This is a genomic window from Geodermatophilus sp. SYSU D00710 (assembly GCF_054050195.1).
In genome coordinates this window covers 53,696-69,801 of sequence record NZ_JBJGYX010000013.1, presented here as the reverse complement: position 1 = coordinate 69,801, position 16,106 = coordinate 53,696, and the positions used below count along the sequence as shown (strand labels likewise).

Below are 16,106 nucleotides of genomic sequence, written 5' to 3'. Positions count from 1 at the left end.
AGAGCGCGGGGGCTCCCAGGGAGCGCCGTTAGCGTGGCCGCCGTGATCAGGTTCGCGCTCAAGGTCGTCGTGATGGCCCTGGCCTTCTACGCCCTCACCCGGCTGCTGCCCGGCATCGACGTGGAGGGCAACGAGGAGGGCACGTTCGGCGTCAGCGGCACCTTCCTGTGGGTGGCGCTGCTCTTCGCGGTGGTCAACGCCGTCGTCGGGCCGCTGCTGCGGTTGGTGTCCTTCCCCGCGATCGTGCTGAGCCTGGGGCTGTTCCTGCTCCTCGTGAACGCGGCGCTGCTGGGGCTCACCGCGGCGCTGTCCGACCGGCTGTCGGTCGACGGTTTCGGCACCGCGGTCCTCGGCGGTCTGGTCCTCGCCCTCGCCGGGTGGGCGGCCGACCAGGTCCTCGACCGCGGCTGATCCCGGACGGCACGCCGATCGGGTGGCCTCCCCCTGACGTGGGCCCCCGGCCGCAGTAGTTTCGCTGTACATGAGCACCATCGGCGTGGACACCGTCGTCCCCGGCCGACCGGAGGACGAGGTCCCGCCCGGACTGGTCGCCCTCGAGGCGGCCAACGACCGCAAACGGGCGCTGCTGGCCGAGGCCGCCGCCGTCGCCGCGGACGGCCTCGACGACGGTCCCGGACTGCCCGCCGGCTGCGGCCGGACCGACCTGCCGGCGCTGCTGCAGCGCTACTACTGGAGCGAGCCGGCCGCCGAGGTGCTGGGTCACGCCCCGGCCGACCTCGCCGCGCTGGCGCTGCGCCACCTGCGGATCGCCGCCGTCCGCGCGCAGGGCGCGGCCACCGTCGTCGTCGAGCGGCTCGACGACGGGCGGGGGCTGCTGCTCACCGTCACCGACGACATGCCCTTCCTCGTCGACTCCGTCACCGCCGAGGTGGTCCGCCAGGGCGTCGGCCTCCAGCACGTGGTCCACCCCGTGGTCGTGGTCCGCCGCGACGTCTCGGGTGGGCTGCGCGCGTTCTGCGACAGCGGCGGCACCGACGTGGCCGCGTGCGGGCCGGACGCCCTGGCCGAGTCCTGGATGGCCGTCGTCCTCGACGGGCCGCTCGACGACGAGGCCGCCGACGACCTGGTCGCCGGGCTGCGCACGGTGCTCGCCGACGTCCGCGCCGTCGACGAGGACGCGCCCCGCATCGCCGCCCGCGCGCTGGAGCTGGCCACCCGGCTCGAGGAGATCGGCTCGCTCGACACCGCCGACCCCGCCGACGACCCCGCGGAGGTCGCCGCGCTGCTGCGCTGGCTGGCCGACGGCAACCTCGTGCTGCTCGGCGCCCGCGAGGTGGAGGTCGGGACGGTGGCGCGCGCGGTCCCCGGCAGCGGCCTGGGGGTGCTGCGCAGCGACAGCGGCGCGGCGCTGCCCGAGGCCGCCGGGCCGCTGGGGCCCACGCTGGTCACCGTCACCAAGGCCGACATCCGCTCGACGGTGCACCGGCGGGCCTGGCTCGACCTGGTCGCGGTCACGCTGCCGGGCCAGGACGGCGGCCCGGCCCGCCAGCACCGCCTGGTCGGGCTGTTCCCCACCACGGCCGCCGCCACCGGCGTGCGCGACGTGCCGCTGGTGCGCCGCCGGGTGGACGAGGTGGTCGAGGGCTCCGGGGTGCCGGCCGACAGCCACACCGGCAAGGAGCTCGTCGGCGTGCTGGAGACCCTCCCGCGCGACGAGCTGTTCCAGGCCGCCGCCGGCGTGCTGCTGCCGGTGGCGATGGCCGTCCTCCACCTGCAGGAGCGCCGCCGGACCCGGCTGTTCCTGCGCCGCGACCCCTACGACCGGTTCTGGTCGGCGCTGGTCTACGTGCCGCGGGACCGCTACACGACCGAGGTCCGGCTGGCGATGCAGCAGGTCCTGCTGTCCCGGCTCGGCGGCCGCGAGATCGAGTTCACCGCCTACTCCACCGAGTCGGTGCTCACCCGGCTGCACTTCGTCGTCCGGGTGCCGGTCGGCCGCGGCGGCACGCCGGCGCTGCCCGGCGTCGACGCCGACGGGCTGCAGCGGGAGCTGGCGGCCGTCGCGCGCAGCTGGACCGACGACCTCGCCGACGCGCTCGCCGAGCGGTACGGCGCCGAGGCCGAACAGGTGCTGGCCCGGGTGGCGGACGCCTTCCCGGCCGCCTACCAGGACGACTTCCCGGCGACGACGGCCGTCGAGGACCTCGCCCGCCTCGACGCGCTCGCGCCGGGCGAGCTGGGCCTGCGGCTGCGGCGCCCGCGCGGCGCCGACGCGGCCGAGCCGCGGCTGACCGTGTACCGGGTGGGGGAGCGGCTGCTGCTCTCCGACGTGCTGCCGGTGCTGCAGCACATGGGCGTCGACGTCATCGACGAGCGGCCCTACGAGATCGACCGGATCGGCGCCCGGCAGGCCTGGATCTACGACTTCGGCCTCACCGCGCCCGGCGGGGAGCTGCCCTTCCCCGGCTCGCTGCCCGAGCGGTTCACCGAGGCGGTGGCCGCGGTCTGGCGCGGGGACGCCGAGGACGACGGCCTGGGCGCGCTGGTGCTGCTGGCCGGGCTCAACTGGCGGCAGGTCACGGTCGTGCGCGCGTACGTGCAGTGGCTGCGCCAGGCCGGGCTGCCCTTCGGCATGTCCTACGTCGAGTCGGTGCTGGCCGGGCACCCCGACGTCGTCGCCCGGCTGGTGGCGCTGTTCGAGACGCGGTTCTCCCCCGAGCGCGAGTCCGGCCGCGCCGCCCGGCAGGAGGACCTCGCCGCGTCGCTGCGCGAGGCCATCGGCCGGGTCGAGTCGCTCGACGCCGACCGGGTGCTCACCAGCCTGCTGGCCGCCGTCCTCGCCACACAGCGCACCACGTACTACACGGTGTCCGGCGCCACGCCCGCCCCACCGCTGGCGATCAAGCTCGACCCGCACGCGGTGCCCGACCTGCCCGAGCCGCGCCCGGCCCGCGAGGTGTTCGTCAGCTCGCCGCGGGTGATGGGCGTGCACCTGCGGTTCGGCGCGGTCGCCCGCGGCGGGCTGCGCTGGTCCGACCGCCGCGAGGACCTTCGCACCGAGGTGCTCGGCCTGGTCAAGGCGCAGATGGTGAAGAACACCGTCATCGTCCCGACCGGCGCCAAGGGCGGCTTCGTCGTCCGCAACCCGCCGCCGGAGGGCGCCTCCCGCGAGGAGGTGCTGGCCGAGGGCCAGGCCTGCTACCGGCTGTTCATCGGCGCGCTGCTGTCGCTGACCGACAACCTCGTCGGCGGCCGGGTGGTGCCCCCGCAGCGGGTGGTCCGGCACGACGGCGAGGACGCCTACCTCGTCGTCGCCGCGGACAAGGGCACGGCCACGTTCTCCGACCTCGCCAACGCCGTCGCGATCGAGCGCGGGTTCTGGCTGGGCGACGCCTTCGCCTCCGGCGGCTCGGTGGGCTACGACCACAAGGCCATGGGCATCACCGCCCGCGGCGCGTGGGAGTCGGTCACCCGGCACTTCCGCGAGCTCGACGTCGACGTGCAGAGCCAGGACTTCACCGTCGTCGGCATCGGCGACATGTCCGGCGACGTGTTCGGCAACGGCATGCTGCTGTCCGAGCACATCCGGCTGGTGGCGGCCTTCGACCACCGGCACGTCTTCGTCGACCCGACCCCGGACGCCGCCACGTCGTTCGCCGAGCGGCAGCGGCTGTTCGACCTGCCGCGCTCCTCGTGGGCCGACTACGACCCCGCCCTGATCAGCGCCGGGGGAGGGGTCTGGCCGCGGACGGCGAAAGCGATCCCGGTGAGCGAGCCGATGCGCGCCGTGCTGGGCCTCGACGACGACGTCGACACGCTGACCCCGGTGGAGCTGGTGCGGGCGGTGCTGCTCGCCCCGGTGGACCTGCTGTTCAACGGCGGCATCGGCACCTACGTCAAGGCGGCCACCGAGAGCCACGTCGACGTCGGCGACAAGGCCAACGACGCGGTCCGGGTCGACGGCGGGCAGCTGCGGGTGCGGGTGGTCGGTGAGGGCGGCAACCTCGGCCTCACCCAGCGGGGCCGGGTCGAGTACGCGCTGGCCGGCGGCCGCGTGAACACCGACGCCATCGACAACTCCGCGGGCGTGGACACCTCCGACCACGAGGTGAACATCAAGATCGCCCTGAACGGGGTGGTCGACGCCGGGCAGCTGGACGCCGAGGGCCGGGCGGCGCTGCTGGAGCAGATGAGCGACGAGGTCGCCGCCGCCGTCCTCACCGACAACCACGCGCAGAACGCCACCCTGGCCGAGGAGGTGACCGGGGCGCGCAGCCTGCTCGACGCGCACACGCGGTTCATCCGGCACCTCGAGCGCTCGGGCCGGCTGGTGCGCGCGGTCGAGGCGCTGCCCGACGACCGGGCGCTGGCCCAGCGCCGCCGCGACGGGCACGCGCTCACCAGCCCGGAGCTGTCGGTGCTGCTGGCCTACGCCAAGCTCGAGGTCAACGACGCCGTCCTGGCCTCCGACCTGCCCGACGACCCCGCGCTGGCCCGGCTGCTGCGCGACTACTTCCCCGCGCCGCTGCGCGAGCGGTTCGCCGCGGCGGTCGACGCCCACCCGCTGCGCCGGGAGATCGTCGCGACGGCGCTCACCAACCGGGCGGTGAACACCGCCGGGGTGACCGGGCTGTTCCGGCTGGCCGAGGAGACCGGCCTGGACCTCGCCGCCGTCGTGCGGGCGCACGCGGTGGCCCGGGCGGTGTTCGACGTCGACCGGCTGTGGGACGCGGTCCGGCCGCTGGACAACCGGGTGCCCGCGCCGGTGCAGGTGGAGCTGCGGACGGAGGCGACCCGGCTGTCCGAGCGGGCCGCGCGCTGGCTGCTGCGGCTGCCCGAACTGGCCGGCCGCCCGCCGACGGGGATCACCGCGGTGACCGAGCGGTTCGCCGCGCCGGTGGCCGCGGTGCGCGCCGGGCTGCCGGGCTGGCTGCTCGGTGACGAGGCGGCCGCCTACGCCGAGCGCGCCGAGCGGCTGCGGTCCGGGGGCGTGCCGGCGGACCTGGCCGGGGAGCTGGCCGCGGCGGCGCTGCTGCCCGCCGCGCTCGACCTGGCCGTCGTCGCCGAGCGCACCGGGGCGCCGATCGACCTGGTGGGACGGGTGGCCCAGGAGCTGGCCGACCGGCTGTCGCTGGTGCCGCTGCGCGAGCTGGTCATCGCGCTGCCGCGGGACCGGCGCTGGCCGTCGATGGCCCGCGCCGCGCTGCGCGACGACCTCGCCGCCGAGCAGGCCGAGCTCGCCGTGGAGGTCCTGTCCGGGCGGACGAGCGGAGACGCCCGGCAGCTCGTGGCCGACTGGGTCGCGGGCTGGGACGCCCCGCAGCGCCGGGCGGCCGCGCAGCTCGCCGACATCGCCGCCGGCGACCGGCACGAGCTGCCCGAGCTGGTGGTCGCCGTCCGCACCCTGCGCGGCCTGCGCGGCCGCTGAGGAGCGCCTCTACCGAGCCGATCATCGGGTGCGTGCCGCTCGCACCGGCGTGTCCGCGCGCGTCGCGTGCACGCATCCGATGATCGACTCGGCGACGGCGGCCATCCGCGTCGGCGTCACCCGCAGGACACCTGAGCCCCCGACCCTGGGCGCCGGAACACCGGCCACCCCGGGAGGCCCCGATGGACCCGTCCGCCCCGACCGCCGCCGCGACCGCCGTCCCCCCGGCGCTGACGCCGGTGCTGGCCCGCACCGCCGTCCGCGCCGCCACCGCGACCTGGGGCGGTGACCGCCGCCGCCAGCGGCTGCTGGTCTGCACCGCCGCCGAGCTGCTCACCGCCCGGGGGCTGCGGGTGCGGGTCGTGTCCCCGGCCGTGGCCTGGCCGCGCGGCCCGCGCCTGGTCGTGGCCAACGCGGCCGGCTGGGTCGACGTGCTCGCCCTCGCCACCGCCGTCCCCGGCACCCCCGTGGTCGACGCCGCCCTCGTCGACACCCCGCTGCTGCGCTCGCTGGCCCGCCGCGGCGGACTGCTCGTCGACGACGGCAGCGGCGCGGTGCGGGGGGAGGTCGCCGAGCTGCTGCGCCGCGGCGCCACGGTGACCACGCACCCCGGCGGCGCGGCGGCCGACGGCGAGCCCGGCCGGTTCCGCGCCCGCGCGGTCGTGCCCGCCGTCGACGCGCAGGCCGTCGTCTGCCCGGTCGCCCTGCGGCACACCGACGGCGGCCGCGTCGTCGAGGTGCACCTGCTGCCCGCCCTGCAGCCCGGCCCCGACGCCCGGCCGCTGGCCGCGCTCGCCGAGTACGCGGTCGCCCACGTGCTGGAGGCCGGCGGGGGCACCTCCGCACCGCCCCCGCGCCCGGTGCCGTCCCGCCGGCGCAGGACTGTCCGCGCCCGCCCCGGGTACGACCGCGGACGTCCCTGACCCGACCGGGAGGAGGCTCCCGTGCAGCCCGACGCCCTCGTGGACCGCACCGAGACCGACCGCGACGACACCGGGGACGGCCAGCCCCCGGTCCGGGTGCCGGCCAAGGCCGAGGTCCTCGACCTGTCCAAGTGGCGGCTGAACTCCCTCCCGGACGAGGACAGTGACGAGGACTGGGACGACGACCGCGAGCTGTTCGGCCCCGACGGCCTGCGCGTCGAGACCTGGCGCGAGGGCTACCCGTACACCGAGCGGATGGAGCGCCGGGAGTACGAGGTCGAGAAGCGCCGGCTGCAGATCGAGCTGCTCAAGCTGCAGGGCTGGGTGAAGGACACCGGCCAGAAGCTGGTCATCGTCTTCGAGGGCCGCGACGCCGCCGGCAAGGGCGGCACGATCAAGCGGTTCACCGAGCACCTCAACCCGCGCGGCGCCCGCGTCGTCGCCCTGGACAAGCCGTCCGAGCGCGAGCAGAACCAGTGGTACTTCCAGCGCTACGTGCAGCACCTGCCCGCGTCGGGCGAGATCGTGCTGTTCGACCGCTCCTGGTACAACCGCGCCGGCGTCGAGCGGGTCATGGGCTACTGCACCGAGGAGCAGTACCAGCAGTTCCTCCTCCAGGCCCCCGAGCTCGAGCGGATGTTCGTCGACAGCGGCGTCCTGCTGTTCAAGCTGTGGTTCTCGGTCTCCCGCGGCGAGCAGCGCTCCCGGTTCATCGTGCGGCAGATCGACCCGGTGCGGCAGTGGAAGCTCTCACCGACCGACCTCGCCAGCCTCGACAAGTGGGACGCCTACACCGAGGCCAAGGAGGCGATGTTCCTGCACACCGACACCACGCACGCGCCGTGGACGGTGATCAAGAGCAACGACAAGAAGCGGGCGCGGCTCGAGGCGATGCGCCACGTGCTGGACCGGCTGGACTACGCGGACAAGGACGGCGACGTCGTCGGCGACCCCGACCCGCTCATCGTCGGCTCGGCCGCCGACGTGCTCGAGGAGTCCTCCGACACCCCGGTCGCCCCGCCGCTGCCCCGTTACGCGCGCCGCTGAGGGCGTCGATCGTGCCGTCTGCGGCTCTCTAGCGGGGATCCTAGAGAGCCGCAGACGGCCTCAGAGGGGTGGACGACGGCGGCCGAACGCGGTGGCCTGCTCGATCGCGTGGGCCATCTCGAGCAGGCGCCGGTCGGCGCGCGGTGCGGCGACCAGCTGCAGGCCCACGGGCAGCCCGTCGTCGGTGAACCCGCCGGGCAGCGACAGCGCCGGGCAGCCGGTGGCGGAGACCAGCGTGCAGGAGCGCATCCAGCCGAGGTAGTCGGCCTGCGGCACCCCGGCCACCTCCGCGGGGTACTCCTGCTCCACCGGGAACGGCAGCACCTGCGTCGTCGGCGCGAGCAGCAGGTCGTACTCCCAGAAGAAGCGGACGACCTCCTCGTGCAGCCGGGTGTGCGCCGCCTCCGCGCGCGCGACGTCGGCCCCGGTGAGCGCCGCCCCGACCGCCGCGTTGCCGCGGATGGCGGCCTTGACCCGCTCCGGCGAGCGGCGGACGAGCTCGCCGTAGGTGGCCTCGAACAGCCAGCCCCGCAGGGTGCCGAACACCTCGTCGGCCTCCCGCAGGTCGGGGCAGGCCTCCTCCACGACGCCGCCGAGCGACTCGACCACCGGCAGCACCCCGCGCAGCACCGCGGGGATCGCCGGGTCGACCGGGACCAGGCCGCCGAGGTCGGGCGTCCACGCCACCCGCAGGCCGCGCAGGTCCTCCGGCAGCGGCGCGGCGAACCCGGCGGGGTCGTCGGACAGCGAGATCGGCACCCGCGGGTCCGGCCCGGCGATCGCCCAGAGGGTCAGGGCGACGTCGGCGACCGTGCGGCCCATCGGCCCCTGCACCGACAGCGTCGACCAGCCCAGCGCGGCCGGCCAGGTGGGCACCCGGCCGGGCGTGGGCCGCAGCCCGACGACGTTGCAGAACGCCGCCGGGTTGCGCAGCGAGCCGCCCATGTCGCTGCCCTCGGCCAGCGGCACCAGGCCGGCCGCCAGCGCCGCGGCCGCCCCGCCGCTGGAGCCGCCGGCCGACAGGCCGTGCCGGTACGGGTTGTGCGTCGCGCCGAAGAGGGTGTTGAAGGTGTGCGAGCCGGCCGCGAACTCCGGCACGTTGGTCTTGCCGACCCGGACCGCGCCCGCCCGCCGCAGCCGCTCGACCACCAGCTCGTCGCGCTCGGGCACCGTGTCGGCGTGCAGGGGCGAGCCCCAGGTGGTGCGCATCCCGCCGGTGGCGTGGGTGTCCTTGTGCGCCACCGGCAGCCCGTGCAGCGGGCCGACCTGCTCGCCGGCGGCCAGCGCGGCGTCGGCGGCGTCGGCGGCGGCCCGGGCGCCCTCGGCGTCGAGGGTGACGATCGCGTTGACCTGCGGGTCGACCCGCTCGATGCGGGCCAGGTGCGCCTCGAGCAGCTCGCGCGCCGACACCTCGCGCTTCCGCACGAGGGCGGCCAGCTCGGTGGCCGGGCGCAGGCAGAGGTCGTCGTCGCCGGCGGGTGCTGGGGTGTCGCGGGTCACCGGGGGAGGGTGCCACGTCGGTGGCGCGGGGGACATGGCCGACACTGGGCGGGTGGACGGCGAGACGACGCAGGTGGACGAACGCGACGAGACCAGCGCCTTCGCCGACCTCGGCCTGCGCCCGGAGCTGCTGGCGGCGCTGTCCCGGCTCGGCTACGAGGAGCCCACCCCGATCCAGCGCGAGGCCGTCCCGCCGATGGTCGAGGGCCGGGACCTGCTCGGCCAGGCCGCCACCGGCACCGGCAAGACGGCGGCCTACGCGCTGCCGGTGCTGCAGCGCCTGCCCGACGACCGCCCCGGCGGCGACCCGCTGGCGCTGGTGCTCGTGCCCACGCGCGAGCTGGCCATCCAGGTGTCCGAGGCGCTGCACCGCTACGGCCGCGACCTCGGCGCCCGGGTCGTGCCGGTCTACGGTGGCCAGCCGATCCCGCGCCAGCTGCGCGCGCTGCAGGCCGGGGTGGATGTCGTCGTCGCCACCCCGGGGCGGGCGCTGGACCTGCTGCAGCGCGGCAGCCTGCACCTGGGCGGTGTCGCCACGGTGGTGCTCGACGAGGCCGACGAGATGCTCGACATGGGCTTCGCCGAGGACCTCGAGGCGCTGCTCGAGGAGGTGCCCGAGGAGCGACAGACGGTGCTGTTCAGCGCCACCATGCCGCGCCGGCTCGACAGCATGGCCCGCCGGCACCTGCGCGACCCGCTGCGCATCCAGGTGGCCCGCGAGGTGCCCAGCGAGGGGGAGGCGCCGCGGGTCCGGCAGACGGCGTTCGTCGTCGCCCGGGCGGCCAAGCCCGCGGCGCTGGGCCGGGTGCTCGACGTGGAGAGCCCGACGGCGGCGATCGTCTTCTGCCGCACCCGCGACGAGGTCGACGACCTCACCGAGACGCTCAACGGCCGCGGCTACCGCGCCGAGGCGCTGCACGGCGGCATGAGCCAGGAGCAGCGCGACCGGGTCATGGGCCGGCTGCGCGGCGGCACCGCCGAGCTGCTGGTCGCCACCGACGTCGCCGCCCGCGGCCTCGACGTCGAGCAGCTCACCCACGTGGTCAACTACGACGTCCCCGCCTCGCCGGAGACCTACGTGCACCGCATCGGCCGGGTCGGCCGCGCCGGCCGTGAGGGCGTGGCGATCACGCTGGTCGAGCCGCGGGCGCACCGGATGCTCAAGACCATCGAGCGGGTCGCCGGGTCGCGGATCGAGGTCCAGCGGGTGCCCACCGTCGCCGACCTGCGCGCCCGCCGGCTCGAGCTCACCCGAGCCGCGCTGCGCGAGAGCCTGCTCGGCGACGACCTCGAGCGTTTCCGCGCCGTCGTCGAGACGCTCACCGACGAGTTCGACGTCGTGGAGGTGGCGCTGGCCGCGGTCAAGCTGGCGCACGAGGCCACCGGCGGGCCCGACGACGAGGAGGAGATCCCCGAGGTCGCCCTCCGGCCCGAGCGGCCGCGCCGGGACGGCGACCGGGGCGACCGGGGGCAGGGTCGCCCGCCGCGCTCCCGGTCGGGCGCGGGCGGGGACACCGAGCGGCTGTTCATCGGCGCCGGTCGCAGCGCCGGCGTCCGCCCCGGCGACCTGGTCGGCGCGATCGCCGGGGAGACCGGGCTGCGCGGGCGCGACGTCGGCGCCATCGAGATCGCCGAGCGGTTCAGCCTGGTGGAGGTGCCCGCCGCGGCCGCCGAGGAGGTCATCGCCGCGCTGCGGGCCAGCAGCGTCAAGGGCCGGAAGGTGACCGTCCGCCGCGACAAGCAGCGCGACTGAGAGGCCCGGTCCCGGTCAGGAGGTGGCGGCCCGGACCAGGGCGACGACCCGCTCCTCCACCTCCGGGCTCCAGGCCCGCAGCGCGAACGACGTCGGCCACAGGTCGCCGTCGTCGAGCGTCGCGGTGTCGTTGAAACCGAGGGTGGCGTACCGGGCCTTGAACTTGCCCGCGTCCTGGAAGAAGACGACGACCTTGCCGTCGGCGTCCGCGTAGGCCGGCATGCCGTACCAGGTCTTGGGCGCCAGCTGCGGGGCGGTCGTCGTGACCGCGACGTGCACCCGCTCGGCGAGCGCACGGTCCTCGGGTGCCATGGCCGCGATCGCGTCCAGGGCGGCCTGCAGCCCGTCCGCCCGCTTGGCGCCCTTCCTCCCCTCGGCCCGCAGCTCGGCGGCGCGCTCCCTCATCGCGGCGCGCTCCTCGGCGGTGAAGCCGGTGGCCTCCTGCTCGACGTCCTTCGTGGGCATCGCTGCCTCCCTCTCGCTCCGGGGCCCGGCGCGGTGCCGGCCTCGGGGAGGACGCTAGGCAGGGGCGCGGTGCGCGGGCTTCTCGATTCCTGACCGGATCGGGCGGTCGGTCAGCGCAGGGTCGGGCTCGCGGGGTCCTCGGGGACGACGTCGGGCACCCGGTTGGGCCCGGCGACGGCGGGCCGCGGGCGGTCCTGCCGGTGCAGCCGGACCGCGACGAGGGCGACGTCGTCCTCCGGCCGGCCGTCCACCAGCCGCTCGAGCACCTCGTCGAGCAGGTCCTGCAGCGGCCGGTCGGCGAGCTCGCGCAGCGCCTCCCGCAGCCGGGCCATGCCGGCGTCGAGGTCGGCGTCGCGCCGCTCGATGAGGCCGTCGGTGAACAGCAGCACGGTCGCGCCGCGGTCGAGCGTCACCACCGACTCCTCACGGCGGGCGTCCGGGTCGACGCCCAGCAGCAGGTCGCCGCGCCAGGTGGCGAGCTCGGCCACGCTGCCGTCGGGGTTGGTGACCAGCGGCGGCAGGTGGCCGGCGTTGGCCCAGCGCATGCGGGTGACCCCGCGGCGGCGCTCGTCGTCGGTCTGCTCGAAGCGGGCGACGGTCGCCGTCGCGAGGACCCGGGTCTGCAGCACGGCCATCGAGGCGTCCAGCCCGCGCAGCACCTCGCCGGGGCCGGCGTCGCTGTAGGTGGCGATCCCGCGCAGCAGCCCCCGCAGCTGCCCCATGGCCGCGGCGGCCTCGGTGTCGTGGCCGACGACGTCGCCGATGACCAGCATCGTCGCCCCGCCGGGCTGCAGGAACGCGTCGTACCAGTCGCCGCCGACCCGGGCGGCCTCGGCCGCCGGCAGGTACCGCACGGCGATCTCGGCGTGGTCGGGCTCGGGCGGCTCGGTGAGCAGGCTGCGCTGCAGGCCCTCGGCCAGCGCCCGCTGCTGCCCGTAGAGGCGGGCGTTGTCCAGCGCCAGGCCGGCCCGGTCGGCGACGTCCTGGGCGGTGGCCAGGTCCTCCTCCCGCGGCGTCCAGCCGCGGCGGAAGTACAGCGTCATGACGCCGAGGGTCCGGTCGCGGCCGCGCAGCGGGAGGGAGATCGCGGACTCCGGCATCAGCGCGCCGAGCAGGTTGCGGGCCTCGCCGTCGGCGAGCAGCGCGGCCACCGCCTCGCCGCGCTCCATCACCGGCTCGCCGGTGAGCAGCGCCCGCATGAGCGGCGCCGTGGCCGGCATGGCGTCGAGCCGGAGGGCGACGTAGCGCTCCAGCAGCGGCCGGGCCGAGGCGTCGGCGTGCCAGTGCCCGACGTCGCGGGGGCGGCCGTCGGGGTCGACGACGGTGACGATGCACCAGTCGGCCAGCGCGGGCACCACCAGCCGGGGGAGGTGCGCCGTCGCGGTCTGCGCGTCGAGCGCGCCGGCCAGCTCGGCGCTGACCTGGGCCAGCAGCGCCAGCCGCTGGGCGCCGCGCTCGGCGCGGTCCTGCACCCGGCGGCGCTCGGTGACCTCGAGGAAGTAGACCGACAACCCCTCGGGACTGGGCCAGGCGCGCAGCTCGTACCAGCCGTCCAGCGGGGCGGGGTAGTAGGCGTCGAAGTGCACCGGCGTCCCGGTGCGGACGGCGGCGCGGTAGCTCTCCTCGAAGACGCTGTTGAGCGCCGCGGGGAACGCCGTCCACAGCTCCTGCCCGAGGAGCTCCTCGCGGCTGCGGCCCAGCAGCCGCTCGGCCTCCGCGTTGACGTGGGTGAACCGCCACTCCCGGTCGAGCGAGTAGAAGCCGGCCGGCATCGACTCCAGCACCCGGGTGACGCGCATGCCGGCGGCCCGCTCGGCGGTGGTGTCGTAGGCGGCGCCCAGGACGCGGGTGGCCGCGCCGGTCGTGTCGGCGAGCGTGCGGCCACGGGCCTGCACCCAGCGGGTCTCCCCGTCCGGCCAGACGACCCGGTACTCGGCCTGGTACTCACCGCTGGTCTCGATGCTGGCCTGCAGCGCGTCGGTCACCCGCGGCAGGTCGTCGGGGTGCACGCGGTCGTTGAAGGCCTCGATCGTGCCGCCGAAGGTGTCGGCGTCGTAGCCGAACATCCCGATCAGCCGGGCGTCCCAGGTCAGCTCGCCGGTGCGCAGGTCCCAGTCGAAGGTGCCGATGCCGGCCGCGTCGATGGCCAGGCCCCAGCGCAGCCGGTCGCTCTCGTACGCGGTGCGCAGCGCGACGAGCTCCAGCTCGGCGACGGCGGCCGCGGCGAGCTCGCGCAGGACGGCGACGTCGGCGTCCGACCAGCTCCGCGGCGTGGGCGCGGCGACGCAGAGGACGCCCACGGCGAACCCGTCGGAGTCGATCAGCGGCGCGCCCAGGTAGGCGCCGACGACGCCCGCGCGGACCTGCGGCAGGTCGGCGGCCCGCGGCTCGGCGCGCACGTCGGGGACGGCGAGGGGGGTGCCCTCGGCCGCGGGGACGGCGCAGGCCGTCGCGTCGAGCGGGGCCTCCCGGCCCACCGTGCCCGGCGGCAGGCCGGCGCCGGCGACGACGACCTCGACGTCGTCGAGCAGGGAGATCTGCGCGATCGGGACGCCGAGCAGCCGGGCGGCCAGCTCGGCGAGACGGTCGAGGGCGGCACTGGCGTCGCGGAGGCGGAGGCGGCGCGCCGCGTGCACGCGGGGTCGGTCGGCCTGCAGCTCCTTGGCTGCGGCACGCGTGCTCGCGACCGGCCCCACCGCGTGGGGGCGGGACGTGTCGTCCACCGAACCTCTCTGCCCGGCTCGTGGCCGACTCGGGTCGTCACCGCAGGGGCCGTTCCTGGACCTGGGCGGGGTGTACATCGTAAGCGACCCCCACGTGCGGTCGACAGACCTGACGAGAGGTGCGTCGCATCTCACGGAGGGTGAGAACCCGCCGCTCTCAGGTCGCGGGCAGCACCAGGGTGAGGGCCGTCCCGCCGTCGTGTTCCACGTGCAACCCCGCTCGCCGCAGCAGCGCCCGCAGCCGGACCACCCCGTCGGGCTCGGCGGTCGTGGTGGCCAGCAGCCGGGCGATCCGCCCCTTGTGGGCCTTGTTGGCGTGGCTGACCACCGTGCGGCTGCCGTCGGCGCGCTCGCTGAGGACGTCGACGGTCACCGCGCCGGCCACGGGGGCCAGCGCCCGGTAGGCGCCGCTGCGCAGGTCGACGACGAGCTCGCCGGTGGCGGCGAGGACCGGGCCGAGGAGGGGGCGCCACAGTGCGCGCAGGGTGGGCAGCCCGGGCAGCGCCGCGCCCGCCGAGAGCCGGTAGGCGGGGATCGGGTCACCCGCGCGGACCAGGCCGAACAGCGCCGATCCCACGGCCAGCCGCCGGTCGGCCCGGGCCCGCTGCGCCCGGGTCATCGTGCGCGCCCCGAGCGCGTCGTAGAGGACGCCGGTGTAGCGCCGGACCGCCGGCGTGGTCGGGCTGGTGCACAGCGCCGCGTTGCGGGCGAGCTCGGCGTCCTGGCCGGGGGACAGGCCCAGCGCGGCGCGGGCGGCGGCCGGGTCGGCGGCGAGCGTCACGAGCGCGGAGACCAGCCGCTCGCGCACCGGGGTCAGCTCGGGGACGGAGAGCGCGCCGAGGTCGAGCGGGGCGCCGTCGCCGTCCGGGGCCTTGGTCTCCGACGGCGGCAGCAGCACGAGCACGACGAGCCAGGCTACGTGGCGGTCGGGCGAGGCATAGGAAGCCATACGCACGTCTGCCGCTCGGAAACGTGCGTAACGCTTCCTCTGCCTCGCCCGTCAGGTCCAGTAGAGGAGGCGGGCGCCGGGGAGTCGCTCGGCCACCTCGCGCTCGAACCAGGTGCGCAGCTCGGTCATCGTCTCCTTGCGGTAGACGTGCTTGACCGAGCCGAACCTGCCGCGCTTGGTGGTGCGGCGCGACTCGTCCATCTCCAGCCTGGTCCGCGGGTACCAGTCGAGCAGCGTCTCCTTGCTGCCCGGCGTGAACCGGTGGGTGATGCACTCGACGGTGAGGTCGTGGCCGGCCGGGACGGCCGCGGCGACGTCGTCGAGCAGCTCGGCGTACTGCTCGCGCCAGCCCTCCACCGGCATGATCGGCGCGATCGTGACGCCGACCGGGTAGCCCGCCGCGGCCACCGCCGACAGCGCGCGCAGCCGCCCGGGCACCTTGGCCGTCGCGCCCTCGAAGCGGCGGTCGACCGACGCGGCGTTGACCGAGAACCGCAGCCGGGTGCGCCCGCCGTGGGGGAGGGCCAGCAGCCCGGCGACGTCGTCGAACTTGGTGGTGGCGCGCAGCTGCACCGGGCCGGGCCAGGCGTGGGTGCCGAAGTGCTCGACCATCCGCGCCAGGCCGCCGGTCAGGTGCTCGATCGCCAGCGGGTCGGTGTAGCAGGAGGCCTCGAACGTCGTCCCCTCGCCGCCGCGCTCGAGCGTGCCGGAGGTGACCGCGCCGCGGCCGACGTAGCCGTCGAGGTCGGCGAGCACCTCGTCGAGGTCGGCCCACACGCGGGTGATCGGCGGGCCCGACAGCGAGCCGGCGAGGTAGCAGTACTGGCAGTGCGCCGGGCAGCCCTCGGCCAGGTCGAGCCGGAAGTCCGCCGACGGCGGGATGGGCTGCAGCTTGCGCTTGGACGGCGGCGGCACGACGAGCGCCATCGTGTCCTTGGCAGCCGTGAAGGCGGCGCGGTCGTCGTCCCCCCGCAGCGAGGGCAGCCGGTCGCCGCGCAGCAGCTCGATCGCGTCGACGCCGGCGGCCTCGAGGCGGGCGAGCACGCGCTGCCCGTGCGGCCGCTCGGCGGCCGAGCGGGTGACCAGGACCCGCTGGGGAGTCCACAGCCGGGACGGGGCGGGGACGTCGGACGGGGCGGGCGGTGCGAGCAGCGCGGTCATCGCCGAGTACAACACCGCGCACCCCGCGCCGATGCCCCGGGGGAGCGCATCCGCGCAGGTCAGCCCGTGAGGTGGGCCACCGCCGGGACGGGCCCGCCGCGCCGCCGTTCCGCCCGCGGTGAACAGGGCGACCCGCGGCATGGACCTGCACCCCGTCCGCGCGGGACGATGCCTCACCGCTATCGGTCCCGCTATT

General features: G+C 76.3%; 10 protein-coding genes. 5 read left to right on the top strand and 5 right to left on the bottom strand.

Translation table 11 applies throughout. From position 1 onward, the window contains the following. Nucleotides 1–42 precede the first annotated feature (42 nt). The 4 genes from ACI78U_RS08490 to ppk2 all read left to right on the top strand — a co-directional run bounded on the left by ACI78U_RS08490 (nucleotide 43) and on the right by ppk2 (nucleotide 7,359). Nucleotides 43–411, top strand: coding sequence for a phage holin family protein (locus ACI78U_RS08490; protein ID WP_456874859.1), 369 nt, complete (start codon nucleotides 43–45; stop codon nucleotides 409–411). 70 nt (nucleotides 412–481) lie between these two features. Further along, entirely contained in the window at nucleotides 482–5,389 is a 4,908-nt protein-coding gene (locus tag ACI78U_RS08485) for an NAD-glutamate dehydrogenase (RefSeq protein WP_456874858.1), read from the top strand. 182 nt (nucleotides 5,390–5,571) lie between these two features. After that, on the top strand, nucleotides 5,572–6,312 hold the full coding sequence (locus ACI78U_RS08480; RefSeq protein WP_456874857.1) for a lysophospholipid acyltransferase family protein: 741 nt from the start codon (nucleotides 5,572–5,574) through the stop codon (nucleotides 6,310–6,312). Between the two features lie 21 nt (nucleotides 6,313–6,333). Next, on the top strand, nucleotides 6,334–7,359 hold the full coding sequence (ppk2, locus tag ACI78U_RS08475; protein WP_456874856.1) for a polyphosphate kinase 2: 1,026 nt from the start codon (nucleotides 6,334–6,336) through the stop codon (nucleotides 7,357–7,359). Between the two features lie 60 nt (nucleotides 7,360–7,419). On the opposite strand, the gene ACI78U_RS08470 is transcribed toward ppk2, so the two are convergent. Beyond that, nucleotides 7,420–8,859 (bottom strand): amidase, encoded by a 1,440-nt coding sequence (locus ACI78U_RS08470; protein ID WP_456874855.1) that lies wholly within the window; start codon nucleotides 8,857–8,859, stop codon nucleotides 7,420–7,422. 52 nt (nucleotides 8,860–8,911) lie between these two features. Between ACI78U_RS08470 and ACI78U_RS08465 the strand changes: the two genes are divergently transcribed. Beyond that, the gene (locus ACI78U_RS08465) at nucleotides 8,912–10,612 is read left to right on the top strand and encodes a DEAD/DEAH box helicase (RefSeq protein ID WP_456874854.1); all 1,701 of its coding nucleotides are present in this window, start codon (nucleotides 8,912–8,914) and stop codon (nucleotides 10,610–10,612) included. Nucleotides 10,613–10,627: 15 nt separating this feature from the next. On the opposite strand, the gene ACI78U_RS08460 is transcribed toward ACI78U_RS08465, so the two are convergent. From ACI78U_RS08460 to ACI78U_RS08445, 4 genes are all read right to left on the bottom strand, one after another. Then, nucleotides 10,628–11,077 (bottom strand): iron chaperone, encoded by a 450-nt coding sequence (locus tag ACI78U_RS08460; protein ID WP_456874853.1) that lies wholly within the window; start codon nucleotides 11,075–11,077, stop codon nucleotides 10,628–10,630. A 110-nt stretch (nucleotides 11,078–11,187) separates the two neighbouring features. Further along, a complete protein-coding gene (locus tag ACI78U_RS08455) occupies nucleotides 11,188–13,800 on the bottom strand; it encodes a SpoIIE family protein phosphatase (RefSeq protein WP_456874852.1) in 2,613 nt (870 codons plus the stop codon). A 157-nt stretch (nucleotides 13,801–13,957) separates the two neighbouring features. Beyond that, nucleotides 13,958–14,704: a peroxide stress protein YaaA gene (yaaA, locus tag ACI78U_RS08450; RefSeq protein WP_456874851.1), complete on the bottom strand. Its 747-nt coding sequence runs from the start codon at nucleotides 14,702–14,704 to the stop codon at nucleotides 13,958–13,960. A gap of 96 nt (nucleotides 14,705–14,800) precedes the next feature. Continuing rightward, nucleotides 14,801–16,051, bottom strand: coding sequence for a spore photoproduct lyase family protein (locus tag ACI78U_RS08445; RefSeq protein ID WP_456874850.1), 1,251 nt, complete (start codon nucleotides 16,049–16,051; stop codon nucleotides 14,801–14,803). Nucleotides 16,052–16,106: the final 55 nt, after the last annotated feature.